We start from the raw sequence: 25,917 nt of genomic DNA, 5'->3' as shown, positions 1-25,917 counted from the left end.
GCACTCATCAACCGGCGCTCGCTGAACAGTTCGAGTGGCTCGCCGCATAAGCGGATCACAGCCATCTGCTACTTTCTCATCCCTACTCCGGGTTTGCGACAAAGCCAACCCGGATCCCACTCAAGACCGTTTAGCTGAAGGCTGGCGGAGGGATGCGGCGTTTCGAGGCGGCCTCGTACGAGGATGCAATCCGCAAAAGAACATCCTCCTTTCCCGGCTCAGCGCGGAAAACCAACGAGAACGGAAGGCCCGGCTCCTGTAGTGTCGTCTGGATGTCGGAGGGAGCGGGCATGTAGCGCATTCCGTCAGGGCTGAGCTTGAATACGGGGTCGTATGCGGTCGTCACGTACCCCGCGGGAATCAGGACTTCCGTCAGACCAGCATTGGGACCGAAGAAGGATTCCGGGCGGAGGTTGTGCCACAATCCAGGTTGACCTGCTCCACCGATTATTCCTGGTGGAAAGGGTGTATGCAGCCTGACGAGAGCATCCAGCTTGTTCTCCAGGATCACCATCATGTCGACCCGGCGCAACAGCTCGCGCAGCATGATGCGCTCGTTGATACCTTGGCGTTGGTCGAGGGGGTTGCGCATGTCGCTCACCTCCTCCCAGCTCCTGAACGCGGCTCGCTGATCGTCGCCCCAGAACTTGGATCGCGCGTTGAGGCTCGGAAAATCAACCAGGGTTTCGGTGAATCCCCTGGCGCTCCAATCCGCGGTGCGGCGCGTCAGGTATTGCGGGATGTGAAACCTGAAGGCCAGGGCGAGCTCTTGCTGCTGAATGGTTGCGATATCCAGGTTCGACGGCGGGTCGATCCGCCCCTCTGCCATTTCGACGAAGTAGTCGATCGGCTTTATCTGACCCGTGCCGAAAAACCTTCCGGGCATGAATTCGGTCGGTGCTATGGCGGCGGCAAACTCCTTGAACACGGGCTCTCCGTCCGGCCCTAGCCTGAACAACAGCTCCGGCATGAAGACAGGCACCAGCTTTGCAAGCGCACGGCGGTAGTCGGTCCTCATGGGCTCGATATCGGGATCCGCATCCCACAGGGGGTCCGATGATTCCACGAGATCGGCGCCAAGTCTGCCGCCCAACACCGTCTTGATCTCTGCTGCGGCGGCCGTGACGATCGGTTGTTCCGTCTTCGAGCCCGGAGCAGACACCATCGACTCTCTGATGACGCCTATCCGAACGCCGCTGAGTTCACCCGAGGCACCGGTTGTCCTGGTGTGGCTCGCATAGGGAGTGCTCAGGATTGACGATCGAGGCACGGTCGTAAAGGGGTCGCGGGGATCGTAGTAGCCTTCGACGGGATCCTTTAAGGCGTCGAGAACTTTGGCACAATCGCCGATGGTGCGGCAGTGAATGCCGCTGCGGTCGACATAGATATCTGTGCCGACGGCACCCCCGTCGAAGCCGAGAAGCGACTTGTGCGGCAGGATGAGCGCAATCGCGTTGTGGTTGGATGGGCCGCGGCAGGAGGCGCGGGTTTCTTCTCCCAGACTCGCCATCACGAGATTGACACTGACCGACAGGGCCGACCCGGAGCTCGAGCCGAGGGAGGCGGAGCGTGTCGTATCATAGGGGTTCGAGGGTGTGCCGCCCCAGGTGCTACGCTGATAGCCGAGGACCGACGGCAGCACCATCTCGGGTTTGTGGCGTCCACCCGGATCGCCGCCTCGCCCGTTGTATTCGGTCATCACTGCCTTGGCAAAGATGATTGCGCCCTTCGTGCGAAGCTGCTCGACCAAGACGTGATCACGCTCGGGGAAGTCGATGTCGTAGCCCGCATCGGCTCCCCCGGTCGAGCGCATGTCCTTGGTGTCGAAAGCATCCTTGAAGGAAAAGACGACGCCGTACATCGGCATCTTCTCGATGTCGGGATTGCGACCATAGATTACGTCCAGCTCTGCTGCGCGCTCGCGGGCATCCGGAAGGTGGCGGAAGAACTCGCAAACGGGCGGAGCCCCCGGGGGCAAAGGTCCCAGAGAGGGGTGCCTATCGAAATCGCCGCGGCAGGTGACCGAGCGTTCTCCACGAATGTTAAGGGTCGCGAGCGCATTGACCTGACCCGCATTCGGAATGCCGACCACCATCCCGAACTGTTGCTGGACGTTCGGGTCCGATGCCGTGGCTTCCATTCGGCCATATTCGAGCGCAGGACCCTTGTACTGGTCGAGGTCGGGTAGAACGGTAGAGGCTTTGACGGTATCCGTGGGGAAGCGAAGCGGCTCCATGCCCCGTATGGTACCTGTCGCGCCGGGAGCAGGCGCGCCATCCTCCGTGACCAGCATCGTGGAGACACCATTGTAGAGACGGACGCGTTCAATGTAGCGTTCGACGACTTCCAAGCAGGTCGTCCGCCCCGTCCTGATGGCATGATGCAGATCGTCGATCGTCGCCTCTTCCAGGCAAAACGACTCGTCCTTCACAGCGAAGTCTCTCAACATGGGTCATCTCCTCGGAGGGCTGGTGCACGCGGGTGCTGCTGCAATCGATCCGGAACAAGCGGTGCGCCATCTCGGGATCCAACTCAGGCGATCGCGGCCAGAATCCGCTCGCGGGTCAAGGGAAGATCGCGGATCCGTACCCCAAGAGCCCGTGCCGTCGCATTTGCGATGGCCGCAGCCGTCGGCCCCTGGGCAACCTCGCCGACGCCCAGAGGCGACTCCTCCGGCCTTTCGATGAATCGGACCGTCACCTCGGGAACCTCGGAGAAGCGCAGAATAGGGTACTCGTCCCAGGAAACGCTGCTGGGCCGTCCCTCGGCGAACCGGATGGCCTCCTTGAGCGTCCAACTCGCTGCCTGGATGATGCCGCCCTCGACCTGGTTCGATGCACCGTCGGGGTTGATCACGAGCCCGGCGTCGGAGGCTGCCCACACATGAGTGACTCTCACGTCCTCGTCGACTTCAACTTGGGCGACGACGGCAGCATAAGCGGCTTTGTTCTTGTAGCGGCTGAATCCGATACCCAGGGCTTTCGCGGATGGCTCCGCCTCCTGCGAGCGGCCGTTCCAGCCGGACATGTCCCGCACCGCCTCGATGACCTCGCGCGCGCGATAATCCGACAGCAGAGACAGACGATACTCGATCGGGTCCTCTCCGGCGATCTCCGCCAGTTCGTCCATGAAGCATTCGATGGCGAGGACGTTGCCGAACGCTCCGAGCGCCCGAAGGGATGAACTGCGGATCGGGATCTCGGGGAGAAACCTGACGATACTTCGCTGATCGGGAAGATCGTACAGGGAGAATGCATTGCGCGCGGCGCCGCCGCCACTGCTGTCGGGAACGTCCTTCAGGCGTGGTCTTGGTGCAGGGTTGGGCAGCGCATAGGCCCCCTCGAGATTGGGAAAGCCGCCCATGCCGGGACGCTGCCCGTGCGGACCGCTCCAGATCTCGAGGGCCCAGTTCGCAGGTTTCCCTTGAGGGTCCATGTCGGCGCTCACTTCCACCGCCATGGCGGCGCCGAGCGGGCTTGCGGTCAGCTCGTCCGCCCGCGTCCATTGGACCCGTACGAGCTGGCCGCGCCGCCTTGTCGCGATGAAGGCGGCATCGAAGGCGGCATCGTCGGCGCCGTTGTGGCCGTAACAGCCGGCACCCTGCTGGTGCCTGACGTCGATGAGTTCGGGATCCACCTGCAGCACGTCGGAGAGCGCCTTGCGGAGCGGGAACACGCCTTGGGAATGTGTCCAAACCGTCAGCCGGCCGTCCTCGAAAATCGCCAGGGCGCATGAGGGGGCGACGGAGCCGTGTGCCAGGTAGGGGCGAGAAAACAAGGCCCGATGAGAGCCCCTGTAGTCCCCATCCGGAGCGGCGCCATGTGAGCCATGTGAAATGATCCGGCTGTCGGCGGGCTGGCGCTTCAGCCAGTCGACCTGTCCAGCGTCGTCAGGAACGGCGGAGCCTCTCTCCCAGGTGCACAAGGATTGCGCAACGGCGACGATAGCCTCGACGGCGTACTCGTCGGAGGACAGGAGTGCGAGGAAGTTCCCCTCCCGCAGGACCTCGATCCTGGAGCGGGTCTTCCGGCGGAACGTCTCCTCATCGAAGCCTGCCAAGGAGGCATCTCGCCAGGGCTGGTGGATGACGCGTGCGTGCAGGGCCTCGCGAGGGGCGAAATCATGGATGAAGGCGCCTCCCTTGAGTTTCGCGGGAAGATCCAGACGGGGAAGCGAGCGTCCGATGAGGCGGAAGTCGCCTGCCGTCTTGATCTGTGCCGTTCCGGTCGTCGAGCGGGCGAGATCCACTTCGGGGGCCAGAGTCCAGTAATCGTGTTCCGTCGGCGTTCCGTCACGGAGAAACCTGCCACTCTCGATCGACAGCGATGCCGGATCGCACGAAAGCTTCTCGGCGGCTCGGAGCAGAAGGAGCCTGCGTACCTCGGCGCAGACCAGCCTTACGGCAGCACCCGAGGTCATGACGGACAGGCTGCCCGACGTGTAGTTCTCGTTGGGTGTGTCACGGGTGACGCCGCTGACGATCCGTACCTGCTCGGGCGCTACATCAAGCTCCTCCGCCGCAATCTGCGCAACGACCGTCAGGATCCCTTGGCCGAGTTCCACCTTTCCTGTGTGGACGCGCACCTGCTGACCCGGGACGAAAGCCACCCACTGATCAAGCCGGGGATTCGCCTCGAGGCTCGGCGGTAAGCTGACGGAAGTCATTTGCCTTCTCTCATGATGCTCGCAGCGCGCTGAACCGCCCGAATGATCCTGTTGTGAGCGCCACAGCGGCACAGATGCCGGTCCAGCGCCGAGACGATTTCGTCTCGGCTGGGATCCGGATTGTTCTTGAGCAGCGCCGATGCCGACACGAGGATCCCGGTCAGGCAGTAGCCGCATTGACCTGCCTGTTCGGCGATGAAGGCCTGCTGAAGGGGATGCTCATCCTCTCCCGGGGAGAGCCCCTCCACCGTCACGATCTCTCGACCGACGACCGTCGACACGGCGCGATTGCATGCGAATACCGGCTCACCGTCCACCAGAACCGTACAGGCCCCACACTGCTCCAAGCCACATCCGAAGCGGGCTCCCTTGAGTTCCAGCGTGTTGCGCAGGACGTAAAGGAGGGGTGTGTCCGGATCCTCAACCGCAACCAGGACGGATCGCCCATTCACGTGAAGCTCGAGTTTCTCCGACATCAACCACTCGCGTTGTCTTAACTCGCAAAACCGAGATTCCTACAAGCCGACATCCCGGCCCGCGGGGGCAGGGGAGGGCGCCCGAAGAGGCCGTTCCTCCTCCTGATTGTAGTCTGCCCGGAGGGTGGCGCCAGGTTCGTTGGACCCCTGGCGCACCTGAAGGACGAGCATGTGAAAGCAGGCTATCCCGTCCGATCAGGAGGCCTTCTTCGGGATGACGGGCAGGAGCAGGTAAGACTCCTTGTCCCCGCCGGAGTAGATGGTGTTCGTCCCGGTATTATAGTCGGCATGGTAGTGGGTGTAATGAATGCTGCCGATGCCGTCCCGAGGCTGAATGTCCAGACGGATGCGATGTCGCTTCTTGAACAACATGCTCGTCGGCCAGATTTCGACCTGGACCGGAACGATCTCGTCCGGCTTCAGGTACAGCCGGCGCTTGTGCTTGTGATAGGGCCTGTAGGGCAAGGATAGGTCGGGATCGAGTTCCCGGTGCGAGACCCGCAGCCAGCCCTTCGCGACGGGGACCTGCTGGCCTTGCTGTCCCACCTCGAAGACATCGTTCCCGTCCGGGTCGATGTTGCGGATCGTAAGGAACAGATCCATGTCCTCGGTAGAACTCGACACCCAGAGCTGAGCCATGAGGGGCCCGGTCACTTCCGTATCCTCCTCGAGGGGAGGCGTGTCCAAGGAGATGCCCATTCCGGCCATCATGGCGCCGGCCGCCAGAAAAGTGGAGGAGGCGGAGGCCTGACCGGCTTTTCCCGCACCGCTGGCGAAATAGGTTCTCGATTGCGTTTCGGCAGAATTGCTCTCTCGCACGAGGCCGCCACGGTTCTTCGGTTCCCCCTCCGCCGGAGGCGACAGGTCCAAGTGGAACTTGGTCCACTCCGTGCGGGCGATCGGCCATTCGTTCTCGTGCCGCCACTCCCCCGCGGCGTTGCCGTGGCGGATCCAAAGGCGAACCGGAGGCTCATCCATGACGCCGTTGTCGATGCCCTTCAGCCAGTAGTCGAAGAACCTCAGCTGGTCGCGCCGTCCGTCCTCCGTGTAGAAGGGATGAACATGGTTGCCGGCATGCATCCGCATCTTCTTGTGCTTGGACGCAGCGCGCATATAGGCTTCTGAATTGCCGCGCATGTGCAGGCCCATTCCGGACCAGTTCCCGGCCGTGAGGAAGGGTACGGTGATCTTGTCCCACTGCGCCTGCTCCCCGCGGAACGTGCCGTTGTCCAGGTTGTTGCGCAGCCATTTCCAGAGCGTGTTGGTCTGGAACGTGTCGGGATTGTTCCTGTAGGCCCGCCCGATCAGGTGATGGGACAGGTGCGTGACGAACCAGTTCGTCATGAACTGGTTCAGGAGCCCCCCGTGGAAGAGGGCATCGCGATAGAGATCCGCAAATCCCTCCCAGGGAATCATCGCCTTGAGGGACGGCGGCTGATGGTTGGCGACGAACCACTGGTTGATCGAGAAGTACGAAATTCCGGAAAGTCCGACGGCGCCCGAGCACCAGGGCTGTTGTGCTGCCCATTCGATCGCATCATAGAAGTCGAGGGATTCCTGGTAGGACCAGGGCTCCCCCTGGCCGGGAGATTTCCCGGTGCCGCGGGCGTCGACGCGAACGGCGATGTAGCCCTTCGGAACCCACCATTCCGGATTGATCGTCTCCCAGTTCATGAGCGGGTTGGGCTTTTCCTCCAGGTCCTCCGGCGGGACCCAGACCTTGTCCTTCTGATAGGGCCCGAGATTCATGATGACGGGGAAGGTGCCTGCGTCGTCGGGCCTGAAGATGTCCGCCTTGAGTCTGGCTCCATCCCGCATCGGGATCTCGACATCCTTTTCGATCTTGATGCGGTAGGTCGTTTCTCTGGAGCCGCATGCTTCTTGCTTTGAGCCGGCCTCCATATTCGTGGTGTGTTTCAGGTCCATGTGCAGCGTCGCCCTTGCGTCTTTGGGTGGAATGAGAGGGAGGGATGTTCCACCTTACCGGTGGGGGATCACGGGAAGGAGGATGTGAGGCATTAGCCGGTCGTCGCCGTGCAAGGTCGTCGTGCCTCCGAAGACATCCGCCGGGCGATCCCTTGGGTCGTCATGAATGAAGGGCCCGCATCCCTTCAGCTCGTTCTTGAAATGGCCCAGTCTCGCGCCCGTCGGGCGACTGGTTTCGTAGTCGCTTCCCCGGACGGTCAGACCGATGCGATGACCCTTCGGAACGACTATCGAGGTCGGCCATAGCTCCACATCCAGATCGACCTGTTGCCCGGGTTCGAGAGGCTGGACCTCGTCGTGGGTGTGGTAGGGCCGGTAAGGCTCTGACAGATGGGGATCGAGCTTGCGGTGGGATGCGCGCAACCATCCCTGCGTCAGGGGCGCGTGCGGGTCGATCGCGCCCTGAAAGACGATCTCCCCGCCGTCCGGGTCGAACAGCCGCAGAACGGCGAATATGTCCGCATCCGCGGTCGAGGACGAGACGAGCATCTTCAGGGACGAGGGGCCCGTTATCTCCGTGTCCTCGGCAAAGGGCTCGGTCATGAAGGTCACGCCATCTCCCAGGGCCTCGAAACTGACCGCCATGGGCGATGCGGGCTGTTCGCAGGTCAGGCCGGCATTTTCGAGATCCAGGTAGAACCTCGTCCACTCCGTCCGCGCGAGCGGCCATTCATTCTCCATGCGCGGCTCGAAGCCGTCGATCCGGCGGACCTGAAGCTGGACGCGGGGCTGGTCGTCCCACCCGTTGTCCGCGCCCTTGAGGAAGTGATCGAAGAAGCGGCGCTGAAGCGCGACGCCGTAATCCGTATAGAACTCCGTCCAATGCTCGAGACCGTGCATCTCCAGCCATTTCCGGTCGGACGCGGCACGAACGAAGCCTTCCACGTTGCCTCGCAGGTGAAGGCCCTGTCCGCCCCAGTTTCCGGCGCTAAGGAACGGAACCTTGATCTTGTCCCACTGCGCCGTGCGCACCCGGTGGTACTCATCGTCCAGCGGGTGCGCAAAGATCTCGTCACCGAAGCGGCAGCGGTTCTGCGTCAATTCCTGCTCCGTCAGCGTGTCCGGCCCGCAGACGAGATCGCCCGTGACCCGGCTTCGCGGACCGTTCTCCCCAAGCCCGTATTGGACCGTCTTCACCTGCATGTCGTACCAGTTGGCCCAGAACGTGCTCAGGATGCCGCCGTGATGCGACATGTCCCTGTAGAAGTCGGAAGCTCCCTCCCAGATGCACATGGCCACGAGGGAGGGCGGCTGAAGGGAGGCGACCTGCCACTGGTTGATGCCGTAATAAGACACGCCGTTCAGGCCAATCTTGCCATCGCACCAGGGCTGCACGGCGGCCCATTCGATGCACTGGTAGAAATCCCTCGTCTCCCGGGCGGAGAAATGGTCCACGTAGCCGGGCGAGCGTCCGCATCCGCGGGAATCGACACGCACCACCGCGTATCCTGCCGGAACCCACTTCTCCGGGTCGACGACCTCCCAATTCTGATACTTGTTCGTCGAACCCGCGGTCACGTCGGGATGATCGGCCGCCATCTTGTTCCAGGCGCTCGGGTATCCGTCCTGAAAGGCAAGTCCCTTGGCATAGGGCCCGTAGGTCATGATGACTGGGTACTGACTGTCGTCGTCCGGCCGGAAGACATCCGCACGAAGGACGATTCCGTCATCCATGGGGATGTGAACGTCCCAGTCGATGCGCATTCCGTCACGCACTTCCGAGCGCATCATGGGATCTGTGGTTGCGCCTGCGGAAGGCGGCGTCGCTACGATCTGGTTCATCTCATCCTCGCATGTTCAGCAGCACCGGTCCGATGATCGTAGGGCGCTCAGGTTGCACGGGCTGGCGACTTCCGACTTTCCGGAAAACTGCCGGAGATCAAAGATCGGCCTCCTGAAAGGCGACGGCTCTGGTCTTGGAGATGTTCGGCAGCACGAGCATCAGAAAGAGGCCGGCTGTCAGAAGAAGCAGGGTGAGACTGAGAGGCCGCTGGAGGAGGATCATCGGATCGCCGCCCGAAATCAGCATCGTGCGGCGGAAATTCTCTTCCATCATCGGGCCCAGGACGAACCCCAGCAGGAGAGGGGCCGGCTCGCAGCGAAGGCGGTAGAGCATGTATCCGATGCCGCCGAACAGCGCCATCAGGGCAACGTCGAACGTCGAGTTGTTGACCGTGTAGACTCCGAGGGCGCAGAACAGCAGGATCGCCAGGTACAGCATGCGGTACGGGATGCGCAGAAACTGAACCCACAGACCGATCAGGGGCAGGTTCAGGATGACGAGAATGATGTTGCCGAGCAGCATGCTGGCGATAAGGCCCCAGAAAAGCTCCGGGCGTTCGGTCATCACCTGGGGACCCGGCTGGATGCCATGCATCGTCATTGCGCCGACCATCACGGCCATGACGGCGTTGCCGGGCACTCCGAGGGTCAGCATGGGAACGAACGATGTCTGAGCGCCTGCATTGTTGGCCGCCTCCGGCGCGGCCAGTCCCGCGACGGCGCCGTGCCCGAACCGCTCGGGCTTGGAGGAGAGCTTCTTTTCCAGTGTATACGCCGCAAAGGAGCTGAGAACCGCTCCGCCACCGGGGAGCAGGCCCAGAAACGAGCCGAGAGCGGTGCCCCGCACAGCGGCGGGCGCTGCTTCGCGCAGCTCCTGACGAGTCGGCCAGAGCCTTGAGAGCTTCTGGCTGATCGCCACGCGCTCGCTTTCCGGGCGCACCAGATTGGCGATGACCTCGGTCACGCCGAACAGGCCGATGGCCAGGGGCATGATGTCGATGCCGTCCGCGAGTTCCGAGAATCCGAAGGTGAAGCGCTAATTGCCCGTGTTGATGTCCATCCCGACCGTGCCGAGGAGAAGGCCCAGGAAGATCATGCCGATGGCCTTGATGACGGAGCCGTGCGCAAGAACGACCGCGGACAAGAGCCCGAACAGCATCAGCGAGAAATACTCGGGCGCGCCGAAGGATTGGGCGACCTCCGCGAGCGGCGGGGCGAACAGGGCGATCAGGAGGGTCGCGACGCATCCTGCGAAGAGAGAGCCCAGCGCCGCGATGGCGAGCGCCGCGCCGGCGCGCCCTCGCTTGGCCATCTGGTGCCCGTCGAGACAGGTGACGACGGCGGAACTCTCGCCCGGGAGATTGACGAGGATCGCCGTCGTCGAGCCGCCATACTGGGCGCCGTAGAAAATTCCCGCGAGCATGATGAGGCCGGAAACCGGCTCCAGGTAGAATGTCAGCGGGAGGAGCATGGAAATGGTAGCGATGGGAGCAATGCCTGGAAGAACGCCCACCAGTGTTCCGCCCAGGCAGCCCAAGAAGCCGAAGAGGAGATTGGCCGGCGTCAGGGCGACCGAGAGGCCGAGAGCCATGTTCGACAGGAAATCCGACATCAGAGCCTCGGCAATACGGGGATCGTGAGGCCCAGACCCCAGGAGAAGATTGCGATCGTTCCGAGGCAAAGCCCGATCATGATCAGGAACGTTTCTGTCCAGCGGAGACCTTGTCCGGCGAGGCTTCCGATCCCGATCATCAGAGGGATCGCGATCAGGAGGCCCAGTTTCTCAACCGACAGCGCAAAGCTGATGACGCTGGCCAGGACGCAGATGATCGGCCGCCACACCAGAGGCTCGACTTCAGTTGTCGCGGAGCGCAGGAAAGACCGGCCCGCGATGATCCCCCCGATGCCGATCAGGATCCAGCAGATCATGCGCGGAACGTAGCCCTCGCCCATGTTGGTGGCCGTGCCGACATCGTAATCTCGCGAGACGACGAGGCCCAGAACTCCGACGAATATGAAGAACACGCCGGAGAGCAGGTCGGATCGATCGACCTGACTTCGTGCTCCCGTCCGACCGCCTTCCCTCATGGAGCGAGATGTTAGCTGATCAGTCATGCACAAGCTCCGCGACAACCTTCATTGGGACGGGCAATCGACTGCCCTGAGAGAGCAGCCGATTGCAGTCCGCGATCACTTCTTGGAGATATCGACCTTGGAGGTGACGTCCTTCCAGTAATCGATCTCGCTCTGGATCCACTTGGAAGCCTCCTCGGGAGAGCTCGTCAGGGATGCGCGGAAGAGGGACGGGGCGAAGGCGGCCTTCACGCCCTCGCTGCTCATGGCCTTGTCCAGCGACGTCTGGAGCTTGGCGAGGACGTCGTCCGGAACGCCGGAGGGTGCGAACAAGGCCTGCCAGTTGATCGTGCCGACCCCCTCATATCCCAGCTCCTTCATCGTCGGGACGTCCGGCAGTTCGGGCAGACGTTCCTTCGTGACTGTGGCCAGGGCCGTCAGCTTGCCGTCCTTGACGAGAGGAAGGGCGCTTGCCGCATTCAGGAATGCGACATGGACGTCTCCGCTCAACAGGTCGTTGCCCATACCGGAAGCCCCGGCAGGGGAGGGAACATGCACGATCTTGATGCCGGCCTTCTGGGCCAGCAGCTCCATGTCGTAATGCGGATAGCTGGCGAGACCGGCGCTGGTGAAGCGGATCTTGCCGGGTTCGCTCTTCGCCTTGGCGATGAGATCGTCCAGGGTCTTGATCGAACTGTCCGCCTTCGTCGAGGCCACAAGAAGGCCGGGAACCTCGGCCACGCGAGCAACGGGACGAATATCCTTGGCGTAGTTGATCGAGAACTTGTCCGAGTAGATCACCGGAGTGATTGCGCTTGTCGTCACGTTCCCGAGCAGGAGGGTATAGCCGTCCGGATCAGCCTTCGCGGCGGTCTCGATGGCCAGAATTCCGAAAGCGCCGGGCTTGTTCTGAACGATGAAGTTCTGCCCTGTGATCTTGCGCATCTCCTCGCCGACGACGCGTGCAACGACGTCGGTTGCCCCACCTGGTGCATATGGGACAACAATGGTGACAGGCTTCTCAGGATACTGGGCCGATGCGGATGCGGCTCCCAACACCAGAGCCGCGGTAGCAACAACACTGGTTACGAACGTCTTCATATTTCCTCCCGTTTGCTATGGCTGGATTATCAAGATCGCTGCTCTGGTGGCGGCGTTGGAAACGGGTACCTTCAGTTCTGAAGGCAGGACGTCACGGCTCCGACAGTTGATCGCGCATGAGTCGACTATCGGATTTAAGCCGCCTTGATCCCATGCAGCCCGTGAGATGTATCTTTGACGGTAAAGAACAGAACGTCCCGTTCCGCAGATGCACGTCCGGCGTGCATCGTGTTCGACGGAATGTAGACGACCGATCCAGGCTTGGCCGTTACCTCCTGTCCCCCGACGGTCATGTGGAAGGTACCTTCGAGGATGTATATCCACTGCTCATTCGGATGGGAGTGAGGCTGCGCACCGGTACCCGCCGGCATGCTCATCAAGGCGACCATCATTCTGTCACCTTCGATGCAGGAACCGTTGGCCGTCGAATAGTCCGGCCCGCCCATGATGTGATTGACCTTTGCGAGCTCGAAGAGGTACTCCCCTTCCTCCGCTCTTTTCGCTCCTGGCGTCCGGGCAGCTTTGCTTTTTGTTTCCAGCGACATGCTTCCACCGTTCTGACATGTACTTGGGACCGCTAGACGACCATTGGATTGCGGATGGAAAACGAATGCAAATACTATAAATTGATGATGGCCAGTTGAAATGCTGATATCCCTGCCTCACTAGGAGCGCATCCCACCACCGGCGAGATCATGGCCAGCGCGATAGTTGCGGCGGACTCATTCAGACGCAGGCTCGCCTGCTTTGCGGAAGTTAACTGGGAGCGGGAGGATAAGCTTGGTTTAGATAGCTAGCGCAGTGCAATACCAGCATTATGGGGCGACGCGGAAGCCAAGCATCGGGTTACGGTAGAGCCGCTCCAGGTTGGCGGAAGAGACGATTCTACAAGAAACCGCTTCAGGGCCACCGACCACGTCCCGGCAGTCCTGCCATGCTGAGCTTCGCGCTCCACCTCAAGGGCGACTACTTAGGATATGGCGCCCTCTTGCGCTGTGGCGGAGACGAATGGCGGCCGCTGATATTGTCTATCTCTGTTCGTTGAGGGGGTGGAGGTCACGGACCATCTGGTGGAGGCGGGAGGTGTCGAGATGGGTGTAGATCTGAGTGGTCTCGATGCCGGCATGGCCGAGCAGCTCCTGCAGCACTCGCAGGTCCGTGCCGTTCGCATGCATGTGGGTGGCAAAGGCGTGGCGCAGGACATGCGGCGACACCCGCTCGGGGCTGGCCAGCCCTGCGGCTACGGCCGCCTCTTTGATCTCCAGCAGTGCGGCTTGGCGGGTCAGCGCCTTGGATCCATTGCGGACTGGGTGGAACAGCCAAGGGGAGGGCGCTCCGCCGGAATACGCCGCCGCCAACCTCTGCCAGTGGCCAATGGCGGCAATGGCGCGTTCGTGGAGCGGCACCAGCCGCTGCTTGTCGCCCTTGCCGTGTACGAGCAGCATCCGGGTGCCCGCAGGTGCCGCATCGGAGGGCAGAGACAGCGCCTCGCTGATGCGCATGCCCGAAGCGTAGAGGGTCTCGAACAGGGCTGCCCGCCGGGCATAGCCGGCCTGCCGGTACAGCCCGACCGCAGGATCGGCCGCAAGCCGGTGGGCAGTCTCCAGGAGCGCCTCTGTCTCGGCAATGGACAGCACAAAGGGTAGTTTCCTGGGACGGCGCATGGTCGATAGATTGGATGTGGGATCGTGGGATCCGAGCTCTTCGGCGATCAGGAACTTGTGCAAGCCGCGTGCCACTGTGATCCTGCGGGCAATGGTCGAGCCCGCGTAGCCGCGCTGATCGAGAGCCGCGATGTAGCCGCGGATCTGCTCCAAGCCGACCTCGTCCAGCCCAAGGGCCTGCTCCTCGAGCCAAGCAAGATAGCAGTTGAGGTCGTCGGTATAGGTGTCGAGGGTGCCGGCTGACGCACCGAGTTCGGTCGCCAGCGCATCGAACCAGAGCTGGGCAAGCCGTCGATTGGCGCGCATGAAATCCTCCTGGTTGACGAGGATCCTGCCATGGCGGCGGTTACGAACTTCTTGTCAAAATGTTTGTTATGTGAAATTTTATAATATTGTTATGAATAGGGACGTGCTTACGGGAAGGAATGGGTATTCTAATGCGGATTTTGTCTCGAGCCCCCTCCAATCGTTATCCCAGTGGCTCCCGCGTTCGGAACTTTTCGCTTTACAGAAATTTTACATCGCGTATCTTTCTATTGAAAGGAGGCGCCCATGCTCGCACACCCTGTTGCCAGATCTGAGCCTCGCGATGGCGCTATCGTTTCGAAGGCTGCCATCCGTGCAGCCGAACGCCTCGGCGTTTCGCAGCGCGATCTTGGCACGATCATTGGCGTATCGGAATCAACCGTGTCGCGAATGAAAACGGGCGATTTTCCCTTGGATCGAGATCCCAAAGCTTTTGAGCTCGCACTTCTTTTTATCCGGCTTTATCGCTCCCTTGATGCCATCGTCGGAGGGGACGCTAAGGCGGCAGCATCCTGGCTCAAGAGCTACAACACCGCTCTTGAGACACGCCCCATTGAGGCCGTCCAGACAATCACCGGACTTCTGAATGTCATCGAGTATCTCGACTCCAGACGCGCTCCAGTCTGACTTTCGTCCGTTCCATGGACGGTGCTGGCGGGTTGTGGAGGCTCAGCATGTTGTCTCGACCTATCTGTTGGTGGACACTCTGGACGAGCAGGACAGGCTCGAGCAGTTGCTCGACGCATCCAAGCCGAGGATTTCGCCTGACATCCGACAGATCCACTATCTCCTCTACTCGCCATTTCGCTATACACCGAAGAAAGACGGCCGCTTTCGGCGAGCCGGCCAGCGCGAAGGCGCATTCTATTCCGCCGAAGAGGCCGAAACGGCCATTGCCGAGATGGCCTTTTACCGCGTCCTGTTCTACGCAGAGTCGCCTAATACCATCATTCCACCGGGCTTTGCCGAGTACACGGCCTTTGCGGCTTCGGTATCAACCGACCGGATGATCGACATTACCGAGCATCCGGATCCCAGGCTCAAGCACCTGAGTGACTACACTGCAACAACGACCTTTGCCGATTTGGCTCGCAAAGCTGGGGCTACAGGAATTCGGGCGACATCCGTCCGATGCCCAAAGAAGGGAGCGACGCTAACGTGGTTTAGCTGCAGCGTCTTTGACCAGCCTGAACCCGTTGCCTATCAGACCTGGAAGATGCGGCTAACAAGCCTTGGGGTTCAAGCGGTCTGCGAGAGCCCCAGGATCAGGCTTCAATTCGAGCCCGCGGCATTCGCGGCCGATCCAAGAGTAGCTGGATTTTCTTGGGAGCGTGCAAGCTAGGTCTGCCTTGAGAAGGAGAGTTGAGGGGCTGATCTTGGACTCACTATGCAACTTCACGCAGTCACCCGATCTTAAGCTCTCGCTGTTCTAAGCGCCTTTCCCGTTTCGCTCCCCTAGAGCAACCCTATTCCACTAGCCGACCTATTGAGAAACCATGAGTAACGAAGCCATCATCTTCACGGACGGCGCATGCCTGGGGAACCCCGGTCCAGGCGGCTACGCTGCTGTCATTACCATTGCAGGCCAAGAGCAGGTCATTGTGGGACGCGACCGCTCCACGACCAACAACAAGATGGAAATGACGGCAGCCATCAAGGCGCTTGAGGCTGTGCCTCAGGGTCTGCCCATCGTGATCCATAGCGACAGCCAGTATGTGATCAAAGGAGCGAACGAATGGCTCCGGGGATGGAAAGCCAAAGGCTGGCGTAAGGCAGATGGGAAACCTGTGCTGAACCAGGATCTCTGGATGCAGATGGATGCCCTCATAGCTAGCCGCGCGATCACCTGGAAGTGGGTGAAGGGCCATGCCGGCCACTCTGAGAATGAGCGAGTGGATCGGCTGGCCAACTGGGAAGCCGTGAGGGCTGCTGCGGGAGCCGGAACGGACTCGACGACCGCTGAAGATTGTGTGCGTCAAGTTCTGCAAAGCGAGGCGGCCGGTCAGGCTGGCTAAGCGGCTTCGCGGAGTTGATCCTTCTTGTGCTCCTTCAGGTCCCCCATGTTGAGGTAGCGGTGGGCCTCGAGCCAGTTCTCGTGCGTTTCCACCGCCAGGGCCCGCACCAGCCGGCAGCATGAGGCTGCATTGGGGAAGATCCGCACCACGTAGGTGCGCCGCCTGATCTCCTCGCTCAGACGCTCGAGCATGTTGGTGCTCTTCAGGTGCTTATGGTGCTGGCGCGGCAGGCGATAGAAGGTGAATGTCTCCTCGATCGGTTCCTCAGCCCAGGCGACCAGGCGCGGGTAGCGCGCCTCCCACTTGGCAAGCCAGGCCGCGAGATCCCGCCGCGCCTCCTCGACCGAGCGCCGGTCATAGAGCCAGCGCAGCTCCTGCAGGCAGTCATCGTCGGCCTTGCGCGGCAGGTGATCGAGGGCATTCCGGAGAAAGTGCACATAGCAGCGCTGATAGGCGGCCTCACTCAGCACCTCGCGGATCGCCGCTCTCAGCCCGGCATGATCGTCCGCCACCACCAGCTCCACCCCGGAGAGGCCGCGCTCGCGCAGGCCGAGCAGAAAGGTCCGCCAGGAGGACTGGCTTTCCCGGTTGGCCATCTCGACGCCCAGGATCTGGCGCCGGCCGTCCCAGTCGATGCCCACTGCAATCAGCACGGCTTGCGAGCTGACGATGCCGCCCTCGCGCACCTTCTCGTAACGGGCGTCCAGGATGAGATAGGGGAACGGCTCCTCGAGCCTTCGCGCGGCGAACTGGGCCAGGCTGTCGTCGAGGCGCTTGTTGATCGAGGAGATGGCGGAAGCCAAGAAGCTGTGGCCGCACAGCTCCTCGGTGATGGCCTTGACCTTGCGGGTGGAGACGCCCTGGACGTACATCTCAGCCAGGGTGGCGACGAGCGCCTGCTCGGAGCGTTGGTAACGCTCGAACAGCTCGGTGGAGAAGCGCCCGTCCCGGTCCTGCGGCACGCGCAGCTCAAGCTTGCCGACGCGGGTCACGAGGGTGCGGGTATAGTAGCCCGAGCGGTAGCCGAGGCGGGAGGCGGTGCGCTCGCCTTTCTCGGCCTGGAGCGCATCGGTCATCTCGGCTTCGAGCATCTCCTGCATGACGGCACGCACGATCTCGCGCAGCCCGTCCGGGCTCTGGCTCAGAAGCTCCTTGATGGCAGCGGCAGCAGGTTTATCCTTCACAGTGGTCATGGTGGGGCTCCTCTCGGAGGGTGACTTGGACATCACCATCCTGCCATGACCGCCCCGCTCAGGCGATTTGCAGAACCTTCACCACACTACTGAACCAGGGGCCTCCAACACGCCAATGGTCCAAATGGGCGCGTTATGGCTCCACCGGCCTGATCGTTGGCTCGGTTGCGGCGGCAGAATTCTGGCTGACCTTCAGCGCGGTTCCGGCATGGTGTGCCAATCGCACACACCGGAGACCGGGAGAGCAAGAAGGTGACGCTGGAGCAAACTGTCCAGCAGAAGGCCTAGGTGGTCAGGCGGAGGTGGCATACGCCCGGATTGTGAAGGACGGCAACATCAGCATGGGGCCCGGAGCGCCCGCTGGGTTGAGCTCCCGGACACGACCTTTGGCAGCAAGAGGATTATAGTGAGCGAATTTCACTGCCTGACCCCAAGCCGACCTTCAGGGCATCTGGTTTGGGATTGCTTGGTCTGCATTGGCCGGGTTCGAATGACTGTTTCTGCGTATAAAGTCGAGGAAGACGCGAAGGGCCACCGGCGTATGGCGACGGCTCGGGTAGTAGAGGTACCAACTGGGGATTCGCGGGCTCCAATCGACGAGGACCTCCACAAGCCGGTGATCGGACAGTGACGGTCGTACAAAATCCTCCAGGACCCACGCTAGGCCAAGCCCATCCATGGCGGCCTGGGTGATATGGCGAGCATCGTTCAAGGTTAGGCGACCTTCCGGCGTGATCGTCTCCTTCTTGCGCCCTTTCTCGAACTCCCAGGTGAAGATCGTCCCGCCGGGGAATCGTTGTCGGATGCAGACGTGCGTCAGGAGATCCGCCGGATTCTGCGGAACCCCGTACTTCGCGAGATAATCCGGGGATCCCACGACGACGTAACGCAGAGATGGTCCAAGTGGCACAGCGATCATGTCGCGGGCCAGTTGCTTGCCAAAGCGTACCCCGGCGTCAAAACCTTCCGCAACAATATCAACCTTGGCAGCATCGCTGATGATCTCAAGGCTGATTTCCGGATATTCTTTCAGGAACGGGTTGATGAGCGGCGCGAGAATGTGCTCCACCGCCGGCGCGGGTGCATTGATCCGAACCGTGCCGGTTGGTGTCTGCCGGAAGCTGTTGATCTCGTCCACCGCCTCCTGGACCTGATCGAGCGCAGGGACAAGGCGCCCCAGGAGGCGCTCGCCCGCCTGGGTGAGGGCGACGCTCCGGGTCGTCCGGTTCAGGAGACGAACACCTAGCCTCTCCTCGAGCTGCCGAATCGTCTGGCTCAGGGCAGAGGCTGAAACCCCTCGCACAGTCGCTGCTTTGCGGAAGCTGCCGCTGCGGGCAATGGCGGCAAACACCTCAAGATCACCAATGTCGACGCTCTTCATTGTTAAGCCGGCCTAATCAGATCATTCAGGATTGTGCAGCTTATCAGCCTGTTCAGAATGTGACACCTTCTTCTCCACGAACCGCGGATCTCCAGTCCTGAGGAGTGTCACATGAGCGTTACTCGACGTGATCTTGTCGCTGGGTTCTTTGCAACACCTGCACTGACCTTCCTGTCAGCCCGCCACATTTCTGCGCAGACATCCGCCTTCCCGTTGCCGCTCACGCCGGCCTGCGGCGATGATCACGAGATCACCCCGTCATCGACGGAAGGACCGTTCTATAAGCCGCAGAGCCCGCTCCGGAGTGATCTTACATCCGAGCTGTCAGGCGGCGTGCGTCTGAGGATCGGCGGCCATGTGGTCGATCGTTCCTGCCGCCCTATTCCTGATGCCGTCGTGGAATTGTGGCAGGCCGATGGAAACGGGCAGTACGATAATACCGGCAAGCGCCTGCGGGGTTATCAGAGCACGGATGGGGGAGGCCGCTGGTCGTTCACCACCATCATCCCAGGATTGTACACCGGCCGCACACGCCACATCCATTTCAAGGTGCAGCGTCCTGGAGGGCGGGTTCTGACAACGCAGCTCTTCTTCCCTGGCGAGCCGGGCAATGAGCGCGACTACCAGTTCACCCCACAGCTCCTGCTCGAGATCGAGAAGATCGCCTCCGAACGCCTTGGGCGGTACGACTTCGTGATCGCCTGAGCTTCTGCGCAGCCAAGCCCCACATCTGACAACTCGCAGCTTTCAACGAACGGAGACCTCAAGGGCTCCGCAAGGAACTGCACGTTCTCACTTTCATCTCTTCTGGAGCTCTTGTCATGACCAGCATTCTTTCTCGCCGCGGGTTACTCCTTACCGGAGCAGGCATCGGGGCCGTCACAGGGCTCGGTGTGAGCCGCACCGCTGCACAGGCTCCACAAGACCCGTGTCGGGTCGCCGTCTCCGCAGGCATTAACGCGGGCACATACCGGTTCCACATCGGCGACATCCAGGCCACGATCATCAGCGATGGCACAATCGCTGGGAACATCAGGATCTATGCAAGGGATGCCGAGCAGGCTGAACTTGATGCTGTCTTAGGCGCCGCTCACCTCTCGCAGAGCCAGTTTCCTCTTCAGCTCAACGCCATGCTGCTTGAGCAGGGCAGCCGCAGGATCCTTATCGATCCCGGTGCGAACCTGGCAATGGGTCCGAACGGTGGCCGCTTGATCAGCCGATTGGCGGACTTGGGACTTGCACCTGGCGACATCGAAGCGATCGTTATCACCCACACACATCCCGACCACGTAGGCAATCTCCGCAATCAGGATGGAACGGTGGCCTTCCCGAAGGCTGGAGTCTATGTTCCGGAACCGGACTGGCAGTTCTTCTACATCAATGAGCGTGATCTCAGCCATCTGCCGATGCCCCGCGATTTTCAGGAGCGCTTCATCCGGAACATCAAGATCAGCTTGGAGGCTGTTGCCGGCAACGTGATCCGCTATCAGCCTGGGCGCGAGGTCCTACCCGGCATCATGACCGTCCCGGCCCATGGGCACACGCCGGGTATGTCGGCTCTGCTGATTGCGTCAGGCGGAGACCAACTCATGGTGACCGCGGATCTGGCCTATCATCCTCTGCTCAATATCGATCAGGGTTGGATGCCGGGTGTGGACATTGACGGGCCGGCGGCACGGCAGACACGCAACAGATTGTTTGACCGAGCGGCAGCGGACAACCTGTGTCAACGCCGATTGAATCCTGACCCACTTTGAGCTGGCGCGCCGATTCAAATCTGACCCACCCCGCTCTCATCCCAATCGTTCCTTTGGCTTCGCCACCATGCCGGCGCGGCGCTTGTCCTTGAGGCGGTAGCTCTCGCCACTGATCTGAATCACCGTCGAGTGGTGCAGTAGCCGATCGAGCATGGCGGCGGTCAGCACGGTCTCCTCAGCAAAGACCTGATCCCAACTGCCGAACGTCAGATTGGACGTCAGGATCATTGCGCCCCTCTCGTAGCGCTTGGCCACCACCTGGAAGAACAGGTTCGCCTGCTCCCGGCTCATCGGCAGATACCCTATCTCATCGATGATCAGCAGCCGGTAGACGTTGACCGCCCGATGCAGGACCTCCTTCCACCGCCCCTGGCGCTGGGCGCTCTCCAGCAGCAGCACGAGATCGGCCGCGGAGGTAAAGCGCACTTTCCAGCCCCGCTGGGTCGCCAAGTAGCCGAGGGCAATCGCCAGATGGGTTTTGCCGACCCCGGACGGGCCCAGGAACACCACGTTCTCGGCTCGCTCAACAAAGGCAAGGCTGGCCAGTTCCTGGATCTGCTGGCGCGGCGCACCGGTAGCAAAGCCGAAGTCATAGCTGTCGAGGGTTTTGATTGCCGGGAAGCCGGCGGTGCGCGCGAACAGGTCGCGAGCTCGCTGGCGCCGAGCATCCCGTTCCGCCCTCAAGACCTCTTCCAGGAAGTCACTGTAAGACCCATCCCGCGCGGCGGCAGCCTGGGCGGATGGACCGTACAGATCCACCATCGCGCTCAGCCGCAACTCGGCACACAGGTCGGCGATGCGGGCATGCTGGAGATCGTTCATGAGACTGCTCCCGCAAAGGCATCGTACAGCGCAAGCGGATGCTGCAGACCCAGGATCGGTCGCCGTGAGGCGCGCTGCGGGATCTGCCGCTCGATCAGGCTGGTATAGGGGGCTGGAACGGGCTGGAGAGAAGCTCTTTCGCTCTCAAGCCGCTCGGACGGAACCGCCGCTGTCGTGGCGTGCACACGCGCATTGGCCACCTCACGCAACCAGCGGCGCACAGCAATGTTGGCCGCCTCGCGGTCCACAACCAGACCGTTCTGCGCGTACTGGCTGGCCAGCGGCACCCAGAAGCTGGCGCGCAGATAGCGGATGAAGCGCTCGACCTTGCCTTTGGTCTGCGCCCGATAGGGGCGGCAGAGCCGCGGGCGGAAGCCACAGTGGCCAGCAAAGTCGACAAAGCCTGGATGGAAGCGGTGGCGGCCGCGGCCATAGGCATCACGCTCGACCACGACTGTCTTCATGTTGTCGTAGAGCACCTCGCGCGGCACGCCGCCGAAGGCCAGGAAGGCGTGCTCGTGGCAGGCGATCAGGGTCTCGAGGCGCTCGTCTGAGACGAACTCGGCATAGGTGTTGCGCGACCAGCCCAGCGTTGCCACAAACACGGACAGGCGGTCGGTGCCACGCCGGATGGTGGCCCAGTCCACCTGCATCTGCTCGCCTGGTTCAGTCTCGAACCGGACCAGCGGCTCCGGCGGCACCGCTGGCCTGAGTGAGGCCACGAAGGCTTTGAGCATCGTGTAGCTGCCGGCATAACCGCGCTCGCGACACTCGGCCAGCAGCACGGTGGCCGGAATAAGATCCGGCGCGGCCGCCGCCAGGCGCTGTCGGATGTAGGGCTTGTAGGGATCCAGTTTGGCCGGCCGCGATGGGCGGGGCCGGTACCGAACCGCCTCCGGCTCGCGCAGATAGCGCCGCACTGTATTACGCGACAGCCCTAGTTCGCGGGCAATCTCGCGCACGCCTTTGCCGTGTTTGGCCAGCACCCGGATCTCCATCGACATCTCACCTCCGATCATCCGGGTCCTCCGCTCCTCGTGCGAAGGCCCAGCATAGCCGGTGGGTCAGATTTGAAGCGGCGACCGGGTCAGTTTCTCATCGGCGGCAACACCTGCTCCTCTTCGGCTTTCACTTCCCGTTCCCCGGGCTCGGACGTCTCTATCGAACCGGAAGCGGCTACCGCTGGCTGCCGCAGGCTTGGGATTTCAATGGCTGAGGAACGCACACCTCGCTACGGCCGTCACCTTGCATGGGAGGATCGCGGTACGTGCCTACCTCGGACCACAGGTCCGTCATCAGGGCCTTACGGCGATCCGGATCGGTCTCGTTCCAGAGGGCGACGTAGCGGGTGGCGATGGATGCAGCGTCGGTTATGGGAGGTCTCCTGCTTGATGGCCGGACCAGTTCCGGCGTGAGAACCATGGCCGGGGCAGGACATGGCGTCGATTACGTTGTAGGTAATGGATCGCAATCGCGGCTGCTCTTCAAAGGACGAAGGAGCCGAAAGCCTCCGCACGGCGCCGCGCGGTCACCGGAGATGGCCGCGACAACCGACCGGAGTCGCCCGGCGCACGGAACCTATGTGCGGTGCCGGTTCACCTCCGCACTGGCGATGGCAGCAAGCGACGCGAGTTCCTCCTCGCTCGCCCCGTCTCGCGCCTGGACCGACATGCCCTGGATGATCGCGCCCAGGTAACGGGCGAGTGCCGCGGCATCCGTGTCGGGGCGGAAGTGCCCCTCGGCGACCCCACGCTCGATCCTGTCCTGGAAGGCCGCCAACGCGCCGGCACGCAGCCCTGCCACATGGTCGGCCACGGGCTGGTTCTCGCTGGCACAGGCGAGGGTGGCGGTGGAGATCATGCAACCCTGGGGGCGCCCAGCCTTGCAGAACTCGCTGGCCGCCTCCTTGAGCAGGCGCACGAAGGCGTCAGCAGCGTTCCGTTCTTGCGTCAGCGCGTGGGCCGTAAAGGCGCCGATCGTGTGCCGGTAATGCGCAAGGGCTTCCTTGTAGAGATCGGCCTTGGAGCCGAATGCGGCGTAGAGGCTCTGGGCCGTGATCCCCATGGCCTCGGTTAGGTCGGCAATCGAGGCACCCTCATAGCCGAGCCGCCAGAACGTCTCCGCCGCGCGAGTCAGAACCTGATTGCGCTCGAAGGCGGGCGGACGCCCACGGCGGCGGACAGGGGCGGGGCTGTTTTCCACAACGGTCACTCTTGAATTCTGCATCGAACTCGGTCAATTCTGGAACGATCATTGTGACTATAGAAGACTTTCAGCCATGAGTCTCCCCCGTCCCGGTGCCGTCGCCCTTTCCCTCGTCCTCGCGACCTCAGCCGCCGCACAGCCCGTCCCCGATCCCCACTTAGCCGCCCGGGTCGACGCCGTGATCGAGCAGGCTTTGGCGGACAAGCGCATAGTCGCCACCGTCGTGCTCATTGCCCGGTATGGAGAGATCGTGTACCGCCGGGCGGCGGGGGTTGCCGACCGTGAGGCGGGCGTGCGGATACGCGAGGATGCCATCTTCCGCCTCGCCTCGATCACCAAACCCATGGTCACGGCGGCCGCCATGCGCCTGGTCGAGGAAGGGTGCATCGGGCTGGACGATCCCGTCACCCGTTGGTTGCCAGACTTCCGCCCGCGCCTGGCCGATGGCAGAGAGCCCGTGGTCACAATCCGGCACCTGCTGACCCACACTGCGGGCTTGAGCTACGGCTTCCTCGAAGCGAAGGACGATCCTTACCGCAGGGCAGGGGTCTCCGATGGACTTGCCGAGCCGGGAATGAGCCTCGACGAGAATCTGCGCCGGATCGCGTCCGTGCCGCTGGCGTTCGAGCCGGGGCAGTCCTGGCGCTACTCGGTCAGCCTGGACGTTCTCGGCGGCGTCCTGGAGAAGGCCACGGGCGAGAGCCTGCCTGTCCTGGTCGAACGGCTCGTCACCAGTCCGCTGGGATTGCGCGACGCAGGTTTCTCCGTTCCGGATCGAAGCCGCCTGACGGTCGCCTATGCCGACGGCTCGCCGGAGCCGATCCGCATGCGAGATCATGAGGTCGTGAAACTCGGGGAGGGCACGGTTCGTTTCGCGCCCGGCCGCATCCTCGATCCGACGTCCTTCCCGGCGGGCGGCGCCGGGATGGCCGGAACAGCGCAGGACGTCCTGACCTTCCTTGAGGCAATCCGCAAGGGAGGCTCGCCGATCCTGAAGCCGGAGTTGGTCAAGCAGATGATGGCGGACCAGGTCGGCCCGCAGGCCCAGACGCAGGGACCGGGCTGGGGCTTCGGCTTTGGCTGGGCAGTCCTGACGGATCCACAACTCGCCGGCACGCCGCAGGCGAAGGGCACGATCCAGTGGGGCGGCGCCTATGGCCACAGTTGGTTCGTGGATCCCGCCAACGGGCTCACGGTCGTTGCCCTGACCAACACCGCCTTCGAGGGCATGTCCGGAGCTTTTCCCCGCGAAATCCGCGATGCGGTCTACCGCTAGACGCGATGTGCGCGCGGCTCTAACGGATCCATGCCGTGGCTGGGGCTTGAGAGGCGTTGGAGCGCCACTCAAGTCTGCCCCTCTCTGTGGAAGCAAGGTTGGCTGGAGACGCTGGCAGCATGATGCACGACGATCAGGTTCCCATTGATGCCGATCTCGTTCGCGCGATGATCGTCGATCATTTCCCGGAATACCGCGATCAACCGATCGAACGACTCCGCTCGACTGGCACCGACAATGCAATCTTCCGGATTGGATTGGGTGTCGCGGCAAGGTTCCCTTTGCGGGCCATGAAGCCGGCTGAGTGCGCCGAGATGCTGCGCAGGGAAGCGGCGGCCATGACGGGGTTCGCGAGGCATTCCCCGGTTGCAACTCCTCGACCATTAGGGCTTGGCCAACCCGGCACAGCCTACCCAATGCCATGGCTGGTGCAGAGCTGGATCGAGGGCGAGGTTGCGACGCCAAACGGCCTTGCGGCGTCCACGCCGTTTGCCCTCGACATCGCCAACCTGATCGCGGCGTTGCGTGCAGCGGCCACGCATGGTCGCTACTTCGTTGGACAGGGCAGGGGCGGCAACCTTCCCGATCACGATGACTGGATGGACGTTTGCTTCAGGAACAGTGAGGGACTGCTCGACGTGACTCGCCTGCGTCGCATGTGGGCCCGGCTACGCGATCTGCCGCCGTCCGGGTCCGATGTCATGAGCCATCGGGACCTCATTCCTGCGAACCTTCTTGTGCATGGCGAGCGTCTTGTGGGTGTGCTCGATGCCGGCAGCTTCGGGCCGGCCGATCCGGCGTTGGATCTCGTGGCTGCGTGGCATCTTCTTGACCGAGACCGCAGGGAGGTTGTGCGGAGCCATCTCAGATCGGGAGACGTCGAGTGGAAGCGTGGCGCGGCATGGGCGTTCCAGCAGGCAATAGGGCTGGTCTGGTACTACGAGCGCACCAATCCCGGGATGAGCGCCCTTGGCCGAAGCACCCTCTCCCGTCTGCTCGACGATCCTGATGTCTGAAGTGTCGGCCAACTGCCTGATCCGGCAGGTGGCCGGATAGGCCCGCCCGTGCTCCTCGCGAGTGATCTGGAACGGTTCTGATGAGGTGGACGCCCCCCAACGGCCTCAGTGTGCCAAAGTGGAGGTGTTGAACTGCACCACTTGAGGGAGGCGTCCATGGGAGAGGTTAGCACAATCGGGTTGGATCTGGCGAAGAGCG

21 protein-coding genes and 1 pseudogene are annotated in these 25,917 nt (G+C 62.3%); 7 read left to right on the top strand and 15 right to left on the bottom strand.

Translation table 11 applies throughout. From position 1 onward, the window contains the following. Positions 1 to 130 precede the first annotated feature (130 nt). From ACFOYU_RS17535 to ACFOYU_RS17490, 10 genes and pseudogenes are all read right to left on the bottom strand, one after another. A complete protein-coding gene (locus tag ACFOYU_RS17535) occupies positions 131 to 2,449 on the bottom strand; it encodes an amidase family protein (RefSeq protein ID WP_377034591.1) in 2,319 nt (772 codons plus the stop codon). Positions 2,450 to 2,532: 83 nt separating this feature from the next. Then, positions 2,533 to 4,665, bottom strand: coding sequence for a molybdopterin cofactor-binding domain-containing protein (locus tag ACFOYU_RS17530; protein WP_377034590.1), 2,133 nt, complete (start codon positions 4,663 to 4,665; stop codon positions 2,533 to 2,535). Further along, a complete protein-coding gene (locus tag ACFOYU_RS17525; protein WP_377034589.1) occupies positions 4,662 to 5,141 on the bottom strand; it encodes a (2Fe-2S)-binding protein in 480 nt (159 codons plus the stop codon). The genes ACFOYU_RS17530 and ACFOYU_RS17525 overlap by 4 nt, the downstream gene beginning before the upstream one ends. A 195-nt stretch (positions 5,142 to 5,336) precedes the next feature. Then, entirely contained in the window at positions 5,337 to 7,067 is a 1,731-nt protein-coding gene (locus ACFOYU_RS17520; protein ID WP_377034588.1) for a CocE/NonD family hydrolase, read from the bottom strand. Between the two features lie 54 nt (positions 7,068 to 7,121). Then, complete coding sequence (locus tag ACFOYU_RS17515; protein ID WP_377034587.1) at positions 7,122 to 8,909, bottom strand: CocE/NonD family hydrolase; 1,788 nt, start codon at positions 8,907 to 8,909, stop codon at positions 7,122 to 7,124. A gap of 97 nt (positions 8,910 to 9,006) precedes the next feature. Continuing rightward, positions 9,007 to 10,521, bottom strand: a pseudogene (locus ACFOYU_RS17510) (tripartite tricarboxylate transporter permease). Further along, the gene (locus ACFOYU_RS17505) at positions 10,521 to 11,024 is read right to left on the bottom strand and encodes a tripartite tricarboxylate transporter TctB family protein (RefSeq protein ID WP_377034586.1); all 504 of its coding nucleotides are present in this window, start codon (positions 11,022 to 11,024) and stop codon (positions 10,521 to 10,523) included. The pseudogene ACFOYU_RS17510 and the gene ACFOYU_RS17505 overlap by 1 nt, the downstream one beginning before the upstream one ends. 75 nt (positions 11,025 to 11,099) lie before the next feature. Beyond that, positions 11,100 to 12,083 (bottom strand): Bug family tripartite tricarboxylate transporter substrate binding protein, encoded by a 984-nt coding sequence (locus tag ACFOYU_RS17500; RefSeq protein ID WP_377034585.1) that lies wholly within the window; start codon positions 12,081 to 12,083, stop codon positions 11,100 to 11,102. A 134-nt stretch (positions 12,084 to 12,217) separates the two neighbouring features. Then, the gene (locus tag ACFOYU_RS17495) at positions 12,218 to 12,628 is read right to left on the bottom strand and encodes a cupin domain-containing protein (protein WP_377034584.1); all 411 of its coding nucleotides are present in this window, start codon (positions 12,626 to 12,628) and stop codon (positions 12,218 to 12,220) included. 483 nt (positions 12,629 to 13,111) lie between these two features. Further along, on the bottom strand, positions 13,112 to 14,053 hold the full coding sequence (locus ACFOYU_RS17490) for a tyrosine recombinase (protein WP_377034583.1): 942 nt from the start codon (positions 14,051 to 14,053) through the stop codon (positions 13,112 to 13,114). Between the two features lie 246 nt (positions 14,054 to 14,299). Here ACFOYU_RS17490 and ACFOYU_RS17485 point away from each other — a divergent pair, with 246 nt between their 5' ends. The 3 genes from ACFOYU_RS17485 (at position 14,300) to rnhA (ending at position 16,068) form a co-directional block, all read left to right on the top strand. Further along, positions 14,300 to 14,680, top strand: coding sequence for an antitoxin Xre-like helix-turn-helix domain-containing protein (locus ACFOYU_RS17485; protein ID WP_377034582.1), 381 nt, complete (start codon positions 14,300 to 14,302; stop codon positions 14,678 to 14,680). Further along, positions 14,640 to 15,395, top strand: a complete 756-nt coding sequence (locus ACFOYU_RS17480) for an RES family NAD+ phosphorylase (RefSeq protein WP_377034581.1) — start codon at positions 14,640 to 14,642, stop codon at positions 15,393 to 15,395. The genes ACFOYU_RS17485 and ACFOYU_RS17480 overlap by 41 nt, the downstream gene beginning before the upstream one ends. Before the next feature lie 154 nt (positions 15,396 to 15,549). After that, complete coding sequence (rnhA, locus tag ACFOYU_RS17475) at positions 15,550 to 16,068, top strand: ribonuclease HI (RefSeq protein ID WP_377034580.1); 519 nt, start codon at positions 15,550 to 15,552, stop codon at positions 16,066 to 16,068. Here the strand turns inward: rnhA and ACFOYU_RS17470 are convergent. Together ACFOYU_RS17470 and ACFOYU_RS17465 are read right to left on the bottom strand one after the other, a co-directional pair. Further along, positions 16,065 to 17,261: an IS256 family transposase gene (locus ACFOYU_RS17470; RefSeq protein WP_377034579.1), complete on the bottom strand. Its 1,197-nt coding sequence runs from the start codon at positions 17,259 to 17,261 to the stop codon at positions 16,065 to 16,067. The genes rnhA and ACFOYU_RS17470 overlap by 4 nt on opposite strands. A gap of 442 nt (positions 17,262 to 17,703) precedes the next feature. Continuing rightward, positions 17,704 to 18,642: a LysR substrate-binding domain-containing protein gene (locus ACFOYU_RS17465; protein WP_377034578.1), complete on the bottom strand. Its 939-nt coding sequence runs from the start codon at positions 18,640 to 18,642 to the stop codon at positions 17,704 to 17,706. 111 nt (positions 18,643 to 18,753) lie between these two features. On the opposite strand from ACFOYU_RS17465, the gene ACFOYU_RS17460 reads away from it, so the two are divergent. Continuing rightward, on the top strand, positions 18,754 to 19,347 hold the full coding sequence (locus ACFOYU_RS17460; protein WP_377034577.1) for an intradiol ring-cleavage dioxygenase: 594 nt from the start codon (positions 18,754 to 18,756) through the stop codon (positions 19,345 to 19,347). 116 nt (positions 19,348 to 19,463) lie between these two features. Beyond that, positions 19,464 to 20,399, top strand: coding sequence for an MBL fold metallo-hydrolase (locus ACFOYU_RS17455; protein ID WP_377034576.1), 936 nt, complete (start codon positions 19,464 to 19,466; stop codon positions 20,397 to 20,399). A 36-nt stretch (positions 20,400 to 20,435) separates the two neighbouring features. Here the strand turns inward: ACFOYU_RS17455 and istB are convergent, their stop codons facing one another. The 3 genes from istB to ACFOYU_RS17440 form a co-directional block, all read right to left on the bottom strand. Continuing rightward, positions 20,436 to 21,221 (bottom strand): IS21-like element helper ATPase IstB, encoded by a 786-nt coding sequence (gene istB, locus ACFOYU_RS17450; RefSeq protein WP_377034575.1) that lies wholly within the window; start codon positions 21,219 to 21,221, stop codon positions 20,436 to 20,438. Next, positions 21,218 to 22,240 (bottom strand): IS21 family transposase, encoded by a 1,023-nt coding sequence (gene istA, locus ACFOYU_RS17445; RefSeq protein ID WP_377034574.1) that lies wholly within the window; start codon positions 22,238 to 22,240, stop codon positions 21,218 to 21,220. Before istA ends, istB begins: the two co-directional genes overlap by 4 nt. Positions 22,241 to 22,799: 559 nt before the next feature. Then, positions 22,800 to 23,447, bottom strand: a complete 648-nt coding sequence (locus tag ACFOYU_RS17440) for a TetR/AcrR family transcriptional regulator (protein ID WP_377034573.1) — start codon at positions 23,445 to 23,447, stop codon at positions 22,800 to 22,802. A gap of 52 nt (positions 23,448 to 23,499) precedes the next feature. On the opposite strand from ACFOYU_RS17440, the gene ACFOYU_RS17435 reads away from it, so the two are divergent. Together ACFOYU_RS17435 and ACFOYU_RS17430 are read left to right on the top strand one after the other, a co-directional pair. Continuing rightward, positions 23,500 to 24,702, top strand: coding sequence for a serine hydrolase domain-containing protein (locus ACFOYU_RS17435; protein WP_377034572.1), 1,203 nt, complete (start codon positions 23,500 to 23,502; stop codon positions 24,700 to 24,702). 119 nt (positions 24,703 to 24,821) lie between these two features. Next, complete coding sequence (locus ACFOYU_RS17430; protein WP_377034571.1) at positions 24,822 to 25,718, top strand: aminoglycoside phosphotransferase family protein; 897 nt, start codon at positions 24,822 to 24,824, stop codon at positions 25,716 to 25,718. Positions 25,719 to 25,917: the final 199 nt, after the last annotated feature.

This window comes from Microvirga sp. GCM10011540, from assembly GCF_042650665.1.
GTDB classification, from domain to species: domain Bacteria; phylum Pseudomonadota; class Alphaproteobacteria; order Rhizobiales; family Beijerinckiaceae; genus Microvirga; species Microvirga lenta.
This window is presented reverse-complemented; position numbering and strand designations above follow the sequence as displayed.